At 63.3% G+C, this 15,769-nt stretch carries 11 protein-coding genes and 1 pseudogene; 5 read left to right on the top strand and 7 right to left on the bottom strand.

The window, feature by feature from the left end:
* Nucleotides 1-207 precede the first annotated feature (207 nt).
* The 6 genes from ABIE53_RS24000 to ABIE53_RS24025 form a co-directional block, all read right to left on the bottom strand.
* Complete coding sequence (locus ABIE53_RS24000; protein WP_192700501.1) at nt 208-1,767, bottom strand: efflux transporter outer membrane subunit; 1,560 nt, start codon at nt 1,765-1,767, stop codon at nt 208-210.
* Nucleotides 1,764-2,729, bottom strand: coding sequence for an efflux RND transporter periplasmic adaptor subunit (locus tag ABIE53_RS24005; protein ID WP_192700500.1), 966 nt, complete (start codon nt 2,727-2,729; stop codon nt 1,764-1,766). The genes ABIE53_RS24000 and ABIE53_RS24005 overlap by 4 nt, the downstream gene beginning before the upstream one ends.
* 7 nt (nt 2,730-2,736) lie before the next feature.
* Entirely contained in the window at nt 2,737-2,946 is a 210-nt protein-coding gene (locus tag ABIE53_RS24010) for a DUF1656 domain-containing protein (RefSeq protein ID WP_006047726.1), read from the bottom strand.
* A gap of 33 nt (nt 2,947-2,979) precedes the next feature.
* The gene (locus tag ABIE53_RS24015) at nt 2,980-5,082 is read right to left on the bottom strand and encodes an FUSC family protein (protein WP_053859634.1); all 2,103 of its coding nucleotides are present in this window, start codon (nt 5,080-5,082) and stop codon (nt 2,980-2,982) included.
* 88 nt (nt 5,083-5,170) lie between these two features.
* The gene (locus ABIE53_RS24020; RefSeq protein WP_192700499.1) at nt 5,171-6,829 is read right to left on the bottom strand and encodes an ATP-binding protein; all 1,659 of its coding nucleotides are present in this window, start codon (nt 6,827-6,829) and stop codon (nt 5,171-5,173) included.
* A gap of 4 nt (nt 6,830-6,833) precedes the next feature.
* The gene (locus tag ABIE53_RS24025; RefSeq protein WP_006047729.1) at nt 6,834-8,351 is read right to left on the bottom strand and encodes an ATPase domain-containing protein; all 1,518 of its coding nucleotides are present in this window, start codon (nt 8,349-8,351) and stop codon (nt 6,834-6,836) included.
* Between the two features lie 166 nt (nt 8,352-8,517).
* Between ABIE53_RS24025 and ABIE53_RS24030 the strand changes: the two genes are divergently transcribed.
* On the top strand, nt 8,518-8,958 hold the full coding sequence (locus tag ABIE53_RS24030; RefSeq protein WP_192700498.1) for a hypothetical protein: 441 nt from the start codon (nt 8,518-8,520) through the stop codon (nt 8,956-8,958).
* A gap of 20 nt (nt 8,959-8,978) precedes the next feature.
* On the opposite strand, the gene ABIE53_RS24035 is transcribed toward ABIE53_RS24030, so the two are convergent.
* Entirely contained in the window at nt 8,979-9,599 is a 621-nt protein-coding gene (locus tag ABIE53_RS24035) for a histidine phosphatase family protein (protein WP_192700497.1), read from the bottom strand.
* Nucleotides 9,600-9,816: 217 nt separating this feature from the next.
* On the opposite strand from ABIE53_RS24035, the gene ABIE53_RS24040 reads away from it, so the two are divergent.
* The 4 genes and pseudogenes from ABIE53_RS24040 to ABIE53_RS24055 all read left to right on the top strand — a co-directional run bounded on the left by ABIE53_RS24040 (nt 9,817) and on the right by ABIE53_RS24055 (nt 15,769).
* Nucleotides 9,817-10,038, top strand: coding sequence for a CbtB domain-containing protein (locus ABIE53_RS24040; protein WP_006047732.1), 222 nt, complete (start codon nt 9,817-9,819; stop codon nt 10,036-10,038).
* Nucleotides 10,039-10,049: 11 nt separating this feature from the next.
* Nucleotides 10,050-10,856, top strand: coding sequence for a CbtA family protein (locus ABIE53_RS24045; RefSeq protein WP_192700496.1), 807 nt, complete (start codon nt 10,050-10,052; stop codon nt 10,854-10,856).
* Nucleotides 10,857-11,092: 236 nt separating this feature from the next.
* Nucleotides 11,093-13,735: pseudogene (locus ABIE53_RS24050) on the top strand (type VI secretion system Vgr family protein).
* Nucleotides 13,736-15,769 carry a phospholipase D-like domain-containing protein gene (locus tag ABIE53_RS24055; protein WP_192700495.1) on the top strand — a complete coding sequence of 678 codons (2,034 nt, stop codon included), beginning with the start codon at nt 13,736-13,738 and terminating at the stop codon, nt 15,767-15,769.

Genomic DNA, 15,769 nt, shown 5'->3' on the forward strand with positions numbered 1-15,769 from the left:
AGCGAGCAACGGGCTTAGCCTGCCAGAATTTCGACGATGGCCACGACCGCCGTGAAGATGCCGATGCATCCGCCCAATGCTGCTGCGCTTTTCATGAATGACGACATACCTTGGCCTCGTAACGTGTGGTGAGTGCCAAGTATTTAACCGTAAATGAAAGGCAAAAGAAAGTTATTCAAAAATAAAACGTAAGGTCGGGCGATGCGGCTACGGGGCTTGGGTTTTTGCTGCCGATGCTCGTGTCGAAGCCGAAGCCGAAGCCGAAGCCGAAGCCGGTGTCGAAGCCGAAGCCCCCGCCACCCCAGGCGCAGCTTGCCCATCCCGCTCCCACCCGCCGCCGAGTGTCAGAAACAGATTCACCTGGTCGATCGCCACCTGACCTTCAGCCGCTGCGACTTGCGCTTTCGTCGACGTGAGCGTGCGCGTCGCGTCCAGATCGGAGATGAACGACTCGCGGCCCGCGCGATACAGCCGGTGCGTTTCGTCCGCGGATTGCGCCGCGGATTTCAGCGCGGCCTGTAGCGCTTCCGTGCGAGCGTAGTCCGATGCATAGGTGGCAAGGCTGGTCTCCGTTTCGCGCAACGCGGTCAGCACGACGCCGTCGAAGCGGGCAAGCGCGACCTGGCTCGACGCCTGCGCTTCGCGCACGCGGCCGCGCGCGCCGTTGGCGGGGAACGTCCAGCTGATCAGCGGACCGAAGCCCCAACGCGCTGTCGGCGACGTGCCGAGATCTTCGAGAACGCCCGTCAAACCCGCCGATGCGCCGATGCTCACGGTCGGATACAGCGCGCCGGTCGCAACGCCGATACGCGCCGTCGATGCCGCCAGTTGACGCTCGGCTTCGCGCACGTCGGGCCGGCGCCTCAGCAGCGCGGCGCCGTCGCCGACGGGAATCGGTTGACGGATTTGCGGCAGCTTCTCGCAGGCGAGAACCGCGGGCGGCAAGTCGGACGGCGCGCGCGCGAGCAGTGCCGCGAGCCGGTATTGCGCGATCTTGCGACGTGCGGTGTAGCGCGGAATGTCCGCGGACAACGTATCGACCTGGGTTTGCCCGCGCGTGACTTCCGTCTGATTGCCGCGGCCCACGTCACGCAAACGCCGCGAGACATCCACGCGCTGTCTTTGCAACGCGAGCGACTGCTGCGCGATCTTCAGTTCCTCGGCGGCCGAGCATTGCTCGACGTAGGCGCGCACCACGTCGGCGACCACTGAGATGCGCGCGAGATCGCCCGCGGCCTGCACGGCGTCGGCGTCGGCTTGCGCCGCTTCCACGCCGCGCCGCAGCTTGCCGAACAGATCGATTTCATACGCGACGCTGATGCCGACGTCGCCTTCGTTCACGACCGGCAGTTTCTCGGTGAGCAGGTATTGTTCGGCCGATTCCTGCGCGCGCTCAAACACCGCCGACGTCTTGCCGGAAAAGCCGCCTTGCGCCTGAGCCACGCCGAGCGCCTCGCGCGAGCGCGCGAGATTCGCGGCGGCGACGCGCAAGTCGGTATTGGATTGCAGCGCTTCGTCGACGAGACCGTTGAGCACCGGATCGTCGTACAGCTTCCACCACACCGCGGGCACGTCGGCGTGTGACGTGAGCGCCGAGTCCGCGCCTTCGATCGGCGCATTCGCAAGCGGCGCGTTCACGAGTGCGTCTTTCGGCAGCGAGTAGTTCGGGCCGACGTTCATGCAGCCGTTGAGCAACGCGGCGAGCGGGAGCAGCGCGAACGCGCGCGAAGGCAGGCGCAGAAACGGCGCGAAGCGGGACGCTTTCATTGCGAGGCGCCCGAAGTGGCTGCGGCAGTCGCGGGCGGTGTTGCGGAGACACTCGACGCCTCCGAAGCCTGCGCGGGATGCGCGGCGCGCGCCTCCGCCAACTCGCGCACCGATACGGTAGCGGTGCGCCCCGCGATCATGCGGAAATCGGGCGGGACTTCATCGAGCGCGACACGCACTGGAATGCGCTGCGCGAGCCGCACCCAACTAAACGCAGGATTCACATTGGGCAGCAGATTGGTGCCCTGCGTGCGGTCGCGGTCCTCGATGCCCGCGACGATGCTTTGCACATGCCCACGCAGCACCTGCGGCTCGCCCATCACGCTGATGTCGACCGGCTGTCCGATGTGGATGCCGCCGAGCTTCGTCTCTTCGAAGTAGCCGTCGACGCGGAACGAATGCATGTCCACCACCGACAGCACCGCGCGTCCCGCCGCGACGAATTCGCCGGCACGCGGCGCGCGATCGTTCAGATAACCGTCGACGGGGCTCACGATCGTCGCGCGCTGCAGGTTCAGCTTCGCGGTGTCGATCGCGACGTTCGCATCCGCCAGCGCCGCTTCCGCCTGGTCGACGCGCGAGCGGCTCTCTTCCGCGACTTCGGCGGCGACGAGGTTGCCGAGCTTGCGATTGCGCACGTCTTCGCGGCGCGCCTGGTCGAGCGTCGCGCGCCGTTGCTGCGCCGTGGCCTGCGCCTGACGCAGCGCGAGCGCGTAGCGGGCGTGATCGATCACGAACAGCACCTGGCCTTGCCTGACCTGCTGGTTGTCCACCACGTCTACCGATGAAATCAGCCCCGACACGTCCGGTGCCACCTGGATCACGTCGGCGCGCACGTGTCCGTCGCGAGTCCACGGTGCGAACATGTAGTAGCCGATCAGCTTCCACAGCACGAGCGCCGCGGCCACGACGACGATCAGGGTCAGCACGATCTGACCGACGGAGAACCAGGTTTTTTTCACGTTGATTTCACGAAACGAGTCTGTGCGAAACGACGACGACAAGGCCCAGCACCAGCACATAGATGCCGAGATCGAAGATCGAGCGATGCCACACGAAGCGGTAAAAGCCGACACGCGCGAGCACCGCGCGAATCGCGAGGTTGATCAGATAGGCGACCAGCATCAGCACGAGCACGGCCGGCACGAATACGCCGAAGATGTCTATTTCACCGATCATCGTGGGAATGGGGCCAAGGGGTTGAACGGCGCATCAGGCGCTTGCCTCCTGCGCGGGTGGCGTTGCGGCTTGCAGCGTGGCCGGAAAGAGCGAGAGACGTAAGCCGATCAGCGCGTGCAGCGCGTCGCGCAAGTGACGTGCCGAGGTTTGCGCGGTCGCGTCGGGCGTGCCGGCATCCGCGAGTCCTTGCGCGGTGACGCGCGCGACGGCCGAATCGATCGACGACATCAGGCTCGCGGGCACGGGCTCGCGCGCGTGGCGGTTCGCGCAGCTTTCGTAATAGCCGCGCACGCCGTCGAGCACCTGCTCGATCGCGGCCGGCGCCTCGCCGCCGAGCTTGCGCGTGAGACGGCGCAGGTCGAGGGAATTGAACGCGATGCGCAGATCGCGAAAACTTTCGATGGAAGGATGACGATGGTCGTCGGTCGCGGCGAGCCGTGGGATCAGTTGCATCAGACGATCCAGCATGCGCGCGGCGTGATTGCGCGGGTCTTCGATGGGCCGCGTCGACGCGGTCAACGCGACATCGCTCCAGCTCGAGCGCAGCAGGCGAGCCGCCGCGAGTTCGGCGCCGAACGGCCGCGTCACGCGAGTCCACAGATAAGCGTAAAGAAGTCCCGCGAGGCCGGCGAGGTTGCTGTTGAGGAAGGTCAGAAAGTTGGCGTCGTACGCGTCCTGAATGCTGATGAACGTGGCCGTGTTCACGGCGACGAGCACCGTGACCATATTGAACTGCGGGCGCGGAATCAGCGTGCCGACCAGAATGAACGGCGCGGCGAACAGGATCACGAGCATCGGAAAGTCGTGTACGTGCGGCAACACGGCAAACAGATAGACGCCCGCGGCTAATACGCTGATCGCGGTCGCGACGAAGAAGCGGAACACCATCGGCGCGGGTTCGTCGAGTGCGGCGAAGAAGCAGCAGGCGACCGCCGCGAGCGTCACGGCGCTTGCGCCGTCCGCCCAACCGGAGGCGATCCACAGACTGCACGCGAGTATCACCGCGGCCGCGGTCGAGCCGGTCGAGAACAGCATCATGCCGCGGTCGAAAAAGCGCTCGGTGCCGCCGAGCCGCCAATGGCGAAAACGCGGCCGCCACAAGCCTTCTTCACGCGTGATGATGATGCGCAGCGAGCGGCAGTCCTCCCAGACGTCGATCACCTGCTTCATGCGCCACAACGCGCTGGACAGCAATGCGCCGTCCCAGGTGGTGAGTGCCTCGGGCGGCGGCTGCATCGCGGCAATGCGCTCGCGCAGCGCATTCGCGGCCGGGTCCGCATGATGGCCCGCGCTCGCGGCCGGCAGCGGCGCATTGAACCATTTGACGATGTCGGCAAGCAGCGCCTCGAGCCCTTCCGGCCACTTGTGGCTGCCTGCGTTGTAGAGCGCGATCAGCGGATCGGCGAGCGCCGACATGAGCGGCAGCAGCAACTGCATGCGTCCGCGAAGTTCATGCGCGCGCGTGAGAAGGTCGGGGCGCGTGTGATCGTAGGCGAGCTGGCTGAGCAGCAATTCCAGACCGTTGATGGTCGCCGCGAGCCGCTGCCGCGCGCCGGAAATCGCCGCGCCAGCAATGCGGCCCGACAGCGTTTCCGTCGAGTAGAAAGCGGCGTCGCGAAACCATGCATCCGTCCGCTCGATGATGGTCGGCGCGAGCCGGCTCGGAAACACCACGCTGCCCACGATGCTCGCGCAGACGATGCCGAGCGTGATCTCTTCGGTGCGGCTCACCGCAAGATCGAACACGCCTGCCGGATTCGTGACCGCGGGCAGCGCGATGATCGGCAGCGTATAGCTCGCGAGCAGAAACACGTAGCTGCGTGCCGTGCGATCCGAGATCGCGAGAAAGAGCAGGGTGCCGACCCACAGCGCGAGGACCACGCTGAACAGATACGGCGATTCGACGAAGGGCGGCACCAGGAGCACGGCCGCCGACGCGCCGAGCGCGGTGCCGAGCGCACGATAAATCGCCTTCGAGCGCGTCGCGCCGACGAACGGATTCGACACGATGTAGACCGTCGCCATCGCCCAGTAAGGCCGCGGCAACTGCAGTGCGAGGCCGATGTACAGCGCGATCATCGCGGCGGCAAACGTCTTGACCGAGAAGAGCCAGTCGCGAAGGGAGGGGTAGATCATGGCGCGTTACGCTGCACTGTCAGACAATCGTTAGCCAAGCAATGTAGTTGGAAAATTTTCTGCGCGCCGGCTGAAGCGGGCGTTTTTATCAGCCAATCAATCCGAGCCGGACGGTCCGCGCGAGATCGTCGAGCTGGAAAGGTTTGCGCAATACCGTGCAGCGCTCGACCGAAAGACCGGATATATCGACGTCGGCGTAACCGGTTGCGAGAATCACCGGCAGATCGCTGCGCATCTTACGCGCTTCCGCGATTACGTCGATGCCATTCATGCCAGGCATCGCGAAGTCGACCATCAGCAGGTCCGGGTTGTCGTCCGCCAGACGGGCGAGTCCGGCGCGGCCGTCGGGGGCTTCCGTCACGTTGTAGCCGAGCATTTTGAGCGACTCGACGAGCATGGCCCGCACCTCGCTGTCGTCTTCGATCACGAGCACGCGCTTTTCGCCGACGGCGTTCGCTTCGGTATCGGAAGTCTTGGCATTCTGCGGCGCGACGCGCTCGCGCAGCGGCAGCCACAGTTCGACCGTGGTGCCGACGCCTTCCTGGCTGAAAAGCCGCGCGGTGCCGCCGGCCTGGCGCGCGATGCCGTACACCTGGCTCAGGCCGAGGCCGGTTCCCTTGCCGATCGGCTTGGTCGTGAAGAACGGATCGAACACGCGCGTGACGAGGTCGGGCGGCACGCCTGCGCCCGTGTCGGCGACTTCGATCACGACATAGCGGCCCTCGGCGAGTGTCTGGTCGGGCGCAGTGCGCTCCTTCACGCGCACGCTGAGCTCGCCGCCGCCCGGCATCGCATCGCGCGCGTTGATCGCGAGATTCAGCACCGCAAGCTCGAGCTGGTTCGCGTCGGCGTGCGTCCACATCTCCTTGCGTTCGAAGTCGTTGCTGTAGCTGATACCCGATCCGAGCGACACGGTGATGATGTCGCGCATGCCTTGCAGCAGCGTGACCACGTCGACGGCCTTCAGGTCCAGGTTGCTGTTGCGCGAGAACGTGAGCAACTGGCCCGTGAGTTTGGCGCCGCGTTCGGTCGCGCGCTTGACGGTCGCGGCCATGCCGCGAATGCGCTCGTCGCCGCTCACGCGCGCGATCAACTCCGAGTTGACCATGATGACGTTCAGCAGATTGTTGAAGTCGTGCGCGATCCCGCCCGTGAGTTGGCCGAGCGCTTCCATCTTCTGCGATTGCACGAGCACGGCCTGCACCTTCGCGCGCTCGTGGATCTCCATCATCAGCCGGTTGTTGGCCGAAGCGAGTTCATGCGTACGTTCGGCAATCCGGCTTTCGAGCGAATCGTTTAGCTGGACTAATGCTTCTTGCGCTTCGATCCGTTCGGCGAGATGGCGGCGCGATTCGTATTGCCGTGCGCGCGCCCGCAGCGCCGACGCCACGGCTCGCCGCAGCGTCTCCGAGTTCAGCGGACGTTCCAGCACGACGACGTTGCCGAGCCGCTCGAGCACTTCCAGTCCGCGCGCCGACCGATGACCGACGCGCGTCGCCGCGAGCAGGATAAACGGCAAGTCGGACCATGCGGGCTGATGTTCGAGCCACTCGAACAGGCGCGTTGCACGGCTGTCGGCGAGCGCTTCTTCGGCAATCAGCGCGGTGCCCACGCCGGCGTCGAGCGCTTCGGTCAGCGCGTCCGCATCGCTAAAGGCGACGCACGTCCGCTTGTCCTTGCTCAGGACTTCGGCAATGACATCGGCGTCGCGGCCAAACGGCGCGAGAATCAGGACGCGTTGCTCCATGAGCTTACTGCCGCGACGTATCGATGAGGTGATCGGTCGCACCGAGCAGCGCGGTGCTGCCGCTATAAGACGGCAACCCGGAGAGCACGCCTTCGAAGTCGCGCAGCGCTTCGCCCACCTCCACGCCGTTGTTCGACAGCCTGAACTGACGGATCGAGCGTTCGTGCGCGTTCGCGCGGCTCTTCACGGCGGTCACGGCGGTCAGGACTTCGCCGTGGTGCTCGAAGTAACGGAACAGAACGACCACGTCGCTCAGATAGCTGATGTCGATGTCGGTCTGAATTTCGCCGATGATGCCGTGCTGCCCCAGCACAAGCATCGTGATAACGCCTTGCTGGTTGAGATAACCGAGCAGTTCGTGCATTTGCAGCAGCAGGTAGCGTTCGCCCGGCATCGCTTGCAAGTACGCATTCAGGCTGTCGATCGCTACGTATTTCACGCCTTTTTTCTCGACGGACATGCGAACGTCGCTCGCGAATTCTCCGGGAGAGATTTCGGCGGGATCGATCTGACGCAATGTGAGCAGCCCGCTTTCGACATAGGGCTGCAGGTTCAGGCCGACCGTCGTGCAGCGCGCGATCAGCGTCACCAGCGTTTCGTCGAACACGTAGTAGACGCAGCGCTCGCCTCGCTCGAGAGCCGCGATGAGGCACGAGACCACGGTCGTGGTTTTGCCCACGCCCGAGGGGCCGACGATCAGCGCGTTGGTGCCGGGTATCAGGCCGCCGCCGAGCAGCACGTCGAGACCGGTCGTGCCGGTGCTCACCGTCTGCGTGTCGAAGTCCGCGTGATGTTCGGCCGCGACGAGCCGCGGATAGACCTTGATGCCGCCGGTGTCCAGCGAGAAGTCGTGGTAGCCCTCGCGGAACTTGATGCCGCGCATCTTCGCGATGCGCATGCGCCGCCGGTTGCCGCCGTAGTCGTGCACGACGTTGTCGAGCGAGATCACGCCGTGCGCGATGCTATGCAATTGAACGTCGGACGGATCGGATGTGTTGTCGTCGAGCAGCAGCACCGTGCATGCGCGCGTGGCGAAATAGCGCTTTAACGCAAGGATCTGCCGACGATAGCGCAGCGTGTTCTGCGACAGCAGCCGCAACTCGGAGAGACTGTCGAGCACGATGCGCGCGGGCTTGAGTTCTTCGACTTGCTTGATTACGTTGCGCACAGTCTCGCCGAGTTCCACTTCAGCCGGATGCAGCACGGTCTGCTCGAATTGCGGGTCGAGGCCTTCGTCGGAAAGCAGCTCGAGAATGTGGAAGCGGCCGAGATCCCAGCCGTGACTGTCCGCGACCGAGATCAACTCGGAACGCGTTTCCGAGAGCGTAATGTACAGACCTGCCTCGCCTTGCTCAACGCCTTTGAGTAAGAATTGCAATGCCAGGGTAGTTTTACCCGTACCCGGCGCGCCTTCGACGAGGTACATGCGGTGCGGCGTGAGGCCGCCTCCCAGCACGTCGTCGATCCCGTCGATTCCCGAGCAAAGGCGTTTAGGCGTGTGATTGTTCGCGTCGTTTGACATGGCGTAGTCGTGGCGTCAATGAATAAACCGGGCTCGGTCAGCCGGTATCGCCAGGATGCAAGTTGCATGCCTATTTGCAGGGTGCATTCGCTTTGCTTCGCCGCGAGGGCACGAAGCCTGCTGCTTTGGCGCAATCCATCAGCCACTTTCAAGGACGCGCGCCGCTATGAAAACCAGCACGCTGTTCACCAGCACGCTCGCTGTCGCGTTACTCGCAAGCCTCACGCCGTATCGCGCGAGGGCCGATGATTCGCCGAGCCCGTGTTCGTCGTTGAAGCGGATCGTGGCCGCGGCGCCGGACGGATTCACTGCGCTTTCGCCGGACGACGGCAAAGGCGTCGCGCAACCGTATGGCGACGACGCGCAATGCTCGGCGGCGCGGGGAAGCTATCAGTGCATGTGGACGCCGCATCGCGATGCAGGGTCGAGCGCGGACGCATTGCAAGCGGTCGCCGCCGACATTGCTTCCTGTCTGCCGGACGCCACGCACGATCAGAATTCGCCGGGACGTCAGCATTTTTATCTTGGTGCGCCGGCGAGGCGCACGCAGATCACGTTGACGTCTGCGGGATCGGGAAAGCTGCGTTTATCGGTATCGGGCAAATGACGATGTGTGCTCTGCGAGATTCACGACGATGCGGGCCACCATGTCCAGCCGCGTTGTTCCGAGCGATGCAATTCGACCACTGTTAGCGGTGCGATTTCGATGCGAGGGAAGATGGCCGGCGAGGCGCTCAACGCATGTATGACAGCGGCGCGGATGATCGCTGCGTGGGTGACGGCGATGACGTCGCGCGCGTTGCCTGACGCTTTGCCTTGTGCATCGTGGAGCGCAACGTCGAGCGTGTCGAGCCATTCGCCGATGCGCTTCACTGCCTGACTGAATGGCTCGCCGCCGTGCGGGGCGGCGTCGGGATCGCGCATCCATGCGGTTAGGTCGATTGGCGTTTGCGCCGCGAGGTCGGCAAGGCGCCGGCCTTTCCAGTTGCCGTAGTCGATGTCGGCGAGCGCTGCGTCCACCTTCGCGTTGAGACCCAAGGCCGAGGCCGTATCGCGGGCGCAAGCGGCCGGGCTGACAAAAGCGGGCGCTTCGTTGAACGCGGTCAGATGCGATAGATGCGACAAGCGCGCTTGCGCGGCTTGCGCTTCAGCGAGGCCGCGAGCGTCGAGTGGATCGTCGGCGGAAAAGCGGCCCGCGCGCATGGCCGCGGTTGGCGCATGGCTGATCAGCAGCAGCCGAAGGTTCATTTTTCGCGTTCCATTCAATATGCGCGCGCGTCAGTCCGCGCTAGCTGGCGCCGAAGTTTACCGCGTAGAATAGCCGGACTGCGAAGCGCGGAAGCCGGTGAGAGCCCGGCGCGGTCGCGCCACTGTAATCGGCATCGCAAGCCGAAAGCCAGACCTGAGCTTCGCACCATTCCTCTGCAATCGACTACGGGGCGCGTTACCCCAGGAGATGTCCTTCATGACTGAAGCTGTTTTCGATCCCGCTCGCGAGCCCGCTGTTCAGCCCACGCCGATTCCGCTGCGCGAATTGTTGCCCTGGGCCGTGTTCGGCGGATTGCTGTTGCTGCTCGCGCTGTACTTCGTCGGCGCGGAACAGGGCGCCACGTCTCTCGTGCCTGGCATGTACGTGCATGAGTTCGTGCACGACGGCCGCCATCTGCTCGGCTTTCCCTGCCACTAACGGAGCAGAACATGGTCGGTAAGTTGTTGTTGCGCGGCATGCTTGCAGGCATCGCCGCAGGACTCGTCACGTTCGCGTTCGCCCGAGTGGTGGGCGAGCCGCAGGTCAATCAGGCGATTGCGTTCGAAGAGAAAGCCGGCGAGGCGGGTGGTGCAGCGCATGGGCATGAGCATGAACATGCGGCTACTGCTGCTGCCGATGCCGATGAGCACCAGCATGCACATGAGGAGGAACTCGTCAGTCGCGAGACGCAAGCCGGTTTGGGATTGCTGACCGGCGTGGTCGTGTACGGCGCGGCGTTCGGCGGATTGTTCTCGCTCGTGTTTGCCTACGCTTACGGGCGAGTCGGCCCGATGAGTGCGCGCGCGTTGTCGGCGTGGCTCGCGCTGGGCGCATTCGTCGCGCTGGTGATCGTTCCGAACATCAAGTATCCGGCGAATCCGCCCGCGGTCGGCGACCCCGCGACGATCGGCCCGCGCACGGGACTCTTCTTTCTGATGATCGCGATCTCGCTGACAGCGCTGGTCTTTTCGCTGAAGGTCCGACGCCACGCGGCCATCAAGCTCGGTGCATGGAACGGCTCGATCGTGGCTGGGCTCGTGTTCGTCGCGATCATTGCCGTTGTGCAGATGTCGATGCCGGTTATCGATGAAGTTCCTGCGGGTTTTCCGGCAGCGCTGCTGTGGAAATTCCGCGTCGCTGCGCTTGGGATGCAGGCGATTATGTGGGCGACGATCGGGTTGTTGTTTGGCGCGGTTGTTGAGCACAGTTCATTTACGCGTGCAGATAATCGGCGGGTGGGGGCGAGGGTGGTTTGAGGTTGTTGGGCGACGCTATTCGGTCCATGACAGTTCTTTGGCGACAGGGCGACTTCGGTCGCCCTTTTCCGTTTGACAACAGACTACGGACTTTCAGACACATCTGATTGAAGTGAATCACCCCGCCAGGTAAAAACGCGTGAAGAGCTGAAATGGCTCCAGATCGCGGCCAGCCTGACGTTTGCAGTCCTCATGTACCCGGCCGCGTCTCCAACAATCAGCAAGGAGGCCGGGTCATGGCAGACCTGCAAGACGCGCTGCGTGCCATAACCGGGCGCCAGGCATATTTTCTCGACGTACCTGGCACGGACAGCGCGGCGGCGCTGTCGGTCGTGTCGTTCACGGTAACCGAAAAGATGGGCGCGCCCACCGAGGTGCGCATCGAGTTGACCCACCCGCAGCAGCTTGCACGGGCTGACTATCTGAACCTCGATGCGGTTTTCGGCATCGAGAATGACGATGGAACAGTGCGGAAATTCAGTGGTTTCATCGAGCGCTTCTCCACCATCCAGACCACGAAGGACTACGTAAAGTACGAGGTCGTGGTGAAGTCGCACTTCGGACGGCTCCAGGCGGTTACGGACACGCACGTCTACCAGCGCGTCGCCACACCGCAGATCCTCACGGCGGTGTTGCGCCGTCACGGCATCCGGGATCACCAGACATCGTTCCGTCTGCGCCGTCAGTATCCGGTCCATCTCTGGCGTTTCCAGCACCAGATGACCGATTTCGATTATGTCCACATGCTGATGGAGAAGGCGGGGATCTACTGTTTTATCGTAGAAACGGAATACGGTGACGAGGTCGTCTTTGCAGATGACATCGATCATTACCTCTACGACGATCCACGGCGGATCGTGCCGTACCGCGAAGCGGCCGGTCTCGAAGCGGGCGGCGTGGAGGCGGTGACGACACTGAAGACTCACACAGAGACAGTGCCGCAGTCGTTCATGGTTGCGGACTATAACCCTGAGTCAGCATGGGAGCGATACCGGGATTCGGCTAACGTCGCGCCTGGCGATTCCACGACCTACGGACAGCCCTACATCTACGGCACGCATCATCTCGACTAGGCGGGCGCCAAGTGGGAAGCGCAGTTGCGCCACGAGGCGGTCATCGCACGACAGGTCATTTACGAGGGCGAAAGCAACGTACTCGCATTGCAGTGCGCAAGCGTGCTGGAGACGGATATTGTCCTGCCCGACGCGCCGAAAGGTATGGTGATTACCGAGGTCACGCACAGCGGCGCGCGCGATACGTCGTATTCGAACAGCTTCAAGGCGATCCCTGCCGACCGGCGTTTCCGGCTCCCGCTCGAACCCGAAAAATGGGCCCGCATTTCTGGCACGCTCAGCGCCCGTATCTGCAGCCCGGACAAATACACCTACGGCTATCTGAATGCCGCCGGCTATTACATCGTCCGTCTGGATGCGGATTTCGGCAACTGGCCCAAGGGTGGTGAGAGCGTACCGCTGCGGCTTGCAAAGCCGTTCGCGGGCAAGCTGCAAACCGGCATGCACTTCGTCGCGCTGGACAACGACGAGGCCGTGATTGCCTTCCGGGACGGCGACCCGGACAAGCCAGAAATCACCGCGTTCCACCATCACAGCCAGGCGCGCGACCTGGTGACGAACGACCGGCGCTGGCTCTCACGCAACATGATCCGCACGCAGGCGAACAACAAGCTGCGCATGGAAGACTGGGCGGGCCAGGAAGGCATCAAGCTGAGCACCGAGCATTCGGGCAAGTCGCAACTCAATCTGGGTTACCTCGTCAACAGCAAGCTCGAATATCGGGGCGAAGGCTATGAGTTGAGGTCATCGGGCTGGGGGGCGCTGCGCGCGGGCAAGGGCATCATGGTCACGACTTATGACCGCCCCGGCGCGAGCGGCAAGCAGCTCGACATGCAGGAAACCATTGCGCAGCTGGAAAGCGCGCTGGCGATGGCGAAGGCCCTCGCTGCGTCCGCCAGCAGCGCGAAGGCCGAGCCTGCCGACACGGACGCACAGCAGCAGATGAAGGAGGATTTCGACGGCCTGAAGAAGCCGGGACTGCTGATGAGCACGCCCGCATCGGCGGGCATTGTCGCGGGCGACGGCGTGCAGTTCGCGGCACAGGGCAATATCAACACGGTGGCCGGCAAGAACGCCGACTGGAGCGTGGCGAAACGCTTCACGGTTGCGGCGGGCGAGAAGATCTCACTGTTCGCGCAGAAGCTCGGCATCAAGATTTTTGCGGCCAAAGGCCCGATTGAAGTGCAGGCACAGAGCGATGCCATGTCGCTGATCGCCGCACAAGACCTGACGATGGCAAGCGTCAACGGCACAGTGCGCATCAGTGCGAAGAAGGAACTCACACTCGAGTCAGGCGGCGCGTTCATCCAGTTGAAGGACGGCAGCATCACGCTGGGCGGCCCGCTCGATCTGTTCATCAAGACCATTACCGTTCAGAAGAAGGGGAAAGCGTCGCTGAACATGCCGCTCGACTTGAACCATCCTTCGCTGGCCGGTCTGCCGACCGTGCCGTTCACGGTAAATACAGCGGGATCGCCGGCGACGAGAGCAGCTATGTCGGCCGGCATGCCCTACAAGCTTTTCGCTGGCGGCGCGCTGGTTAAGCAGGGTGTATTCGATGAAACCGGGCTGCTTCAGATCGATCACCATCCCACGACGCAGGAATACTCGCTGAAGCTCGCGAACGGCGTCAGCTACACGATTCCCGTTGCGGAAGAATACCGGGGCAACGCTGACAACGGCGCACTCGCCAATCAGGGCATTCCGTTTCACCAAGGCCGGCCCGGTACGGCTGCTGGGGCGGTTGATCGCGCGGAACACCGCACGAGTTACAACAAGCTGCTCAACCCTGATACGGACGTCTGAATGACAAAACAACAATCCATTACCGTTCCGGTCGCGCTGTCCAGCACCCGCAGTGCAACGGTCCCGTCCCCGTGGTTTGTGCAGAACACCGAATACAACCCTGCGCCCGCAACGTACCTTCCGCTCGTGAACGGCGAGGCGGCATTTGGGGCTGTGTTCGACGCGATACGGCAGGCGGAGCACAGCATCGATATTTTGTGCTGGGGTTTCCAGCCGTCGATGTATTTCAGACGCGGCGGCGATGCGCACGGTTCGCCGTCAATTGGTGAACTGCTCGAATTCAAGGGGCTCGAAAAACCCGGCATCAAGATCCGGCTGCTGGTCTGGAGCGATTCGCTGCACGTGGCTTCCTTCTCGGAAGACATGATGCCTGGTAACCACGGAATATTCGGCTTGGCGGGTGCCGCAAGCGACGGCCGTACCCGTGCCCAGCAGGAGTTCGATCAGCTCTGGTACCGACGAGCTAACCTGAATAATGTGACGCGGACTTCAGCCGAGACGAGAGTTAATCCGTTGTCGAAGGCAAAGTCTACCGCCACGGCGGTACTCGGCGCATTGCCGGGCGCGTTGAAGCCATTGAAGAACATCGAATTCGCCACGCGCGATTTCGATCTGAGGGAACGCGTTGAAATCGCATGGCGGACGTGGATGAGCGGCCCGCACGGCGATCCCAAGCTTAGAGATGTCAACACTGCGGCGATGACGGCTGAGCCCTCGCATCACCAGAAGATGGTGCTTGTCGATTACGAGGTTCCGGAACAGGCAATCGGGTTCGTGATGGGGCACAACACGCTTGACGAATACTGGGACAGGGACGACCACACCTACCTGAGGCAGGCGCCGCGGATGGGGCGCAACGGCCTTCATCCCAGACAAGACATGTCCGCCAAGGTAACGGGGCCGATCCTCGACTGCCTGAACCGTAACTTCTGCCAGGCTTGGGACGACGCAACCGGCCAGAACCTGACTCACGCTCGGGCGGCACTGGCTGGCAGACTGACGCTGCGCCGCGACCCGAAAAACGGTACGCCGGTCATGGCGCAGATTGTGCGCACGCAGTCACAGTTCGGCAAGAACGGCAAGGGCAGCAAGGACGCCACCAAGGACATCTCAGCGCTGTACCTCCAGGCGGTGAACAACACGACGAAGTTTGTGTATATCGAAAACCAGTATTTCCGCTACATGCCCGTGGCGGACAAGCTGCGGAAGAACGTCAACGCGCAGATAGCGGGCGGACGCAATCCCGCGAAGCACGGCGTCGTCTATCTGTTCGTGATCACGAATTCGAACGACGACGGCATCGGGCTCGGGACGGTCAGCACCTACCAGATGCTCGATGCGCTCGGATACGGCGACCGGATGCCCGGTATCGAGAAACTGGAGAGGAACGACCAGCTTGCGCAGCAGGAACAGGCGTTGGAGAAGCAGCTCGCCGACGAACAGGCAGCCAGCAAGCGCGCGATGATGCAGGGCGCGGATTTCTCGCATATGCAAGGGCTGGCCAACTACCTTCAGGACGGACAGGCCCGGCAGAGCGAGTTACAGCAGAAACTCGAGCAGACCAGGCAGGAGCAACGCCGGACGGCTAGCGTCAGCGCGGACGGCTTGACGAAGGACGGGGATCTCGTGCCGCCGCAGGATATGCCCGGCATGAAAGTGCTGGTCTGTACCCTGGTCGCCCCGGATACGCCGGCAGGTCAGGCGTGGGATTACGTCTACATCCACCAGAAGCTGATGATTGTCGACGACGTGTTTACGACGCACGGCTCGGCCAACGTCAACCGGCGCAGCATGGAAGTCGACAGCGAACTGAATATCTGCCATGAGCATGGCGGAGCGACGCGCGCGCTGCGCAAGCAGTTGTGGGCGCTTCATACCAACGATCTGGGCGCGCAGGACGACATTCCGGAGGCGTACACGCAGTGGAGCAAAGTCATTGTCCAGAACACCAAAAACCAGAACAAAAGACTGGCCCCAATGGCGTCTCTTGTGGGCTTTCTGCGTACGTCGTCCAAGCGCACTTACGCGGACTGA

The organism is Paraburkholderia sp. OAS925 (assembly GCF_040543975.1).
In the GTDB taxonomy this organism is placed as follows: domain Bacteria; phylum Pseudomonadota; class Gammaproteobacteria; order Burkholderiales; family Burkholderiaceae; genus Paraburkholderia; species Paraburkholderia graminis.

Excerpts from the sequence above, each read along its gene's own strand:
- ABIE53_RS24055 (WP_192700495.1), top strand. The coding sequence starts at position 13,736 with ATGACAAAACAACAATCCATTACCGTTCCGGTCGCGCTGTCCAGCACC.
- ABIE53_RS24010 (WP_006047726.1), bottom strand. The coding sequence starts at position 2,946 with ATGATCGGTGAAATAGACATCTTCGGCGTATTCGTGCCGGCCGTGCTC.
- ABIE53_RS24000 (WP_192700501.1), bottom strand. The coding sequence starts at position 1,767 with ATGAAAGCGTCCCGCTTCGCGCCGTTTCTGCGCCTGCCTTCGCGCGCG.
- ABIE53_RS24040 (WP_006047732.1), top strand. The coding sequence starts at position 9,817 with ATGACTGAAGCTGTTTTCGATCCCGCTCGCGAGCCCGCTGTTCAGCCC.
- ABIE53_RS24025 (WP_006047729.1), bottom strand. The coding sequence starts at position 8,351 with ATGTCAAACGACGCGAACAATCACACGCCTAAACGCCTTTGCTCGGGA.
- ABIE53_RS24020 (WP_192700499.1), bottom strand. The coding sequence starts at position 6,829 with ATGGAGCAACGCGTCCTGATTCTCGCGCCGTTTGGCCGCGACGCCGAT.
- ABIE53_RS24035 (WP_192700497.1), bottom strand. The coding sequence starts at position 9,599 with ATGAACCTTCGGCTGCTGCTGATCAGCCATGCGCCAACCGCGGCCATG.
- ABIE53_RS24030 (WP_192700498.1), top strand. The coding sequence starts at position 8,518 with ATGAAAACCAGCACGCTGTTCACCAGCACGCTCGCTGTCGCGTTACTC.
- ABIE53_RS24015 (WP_053859634.1), bottom strand. The coding sequence starts at position 5,082 with ATGATCTACCCCTCCCTTCGCGACTGGCTCTTCTCGGTCAAGACGTTT.
- ABIE53_RS24045 (WP_192700496.1), top strand. The coding sequence starts at position 10,050 with ATGGTCGGTAAGTTGTTGTTGCGCGGCATGCTTGCAGGCATCGCCGCA.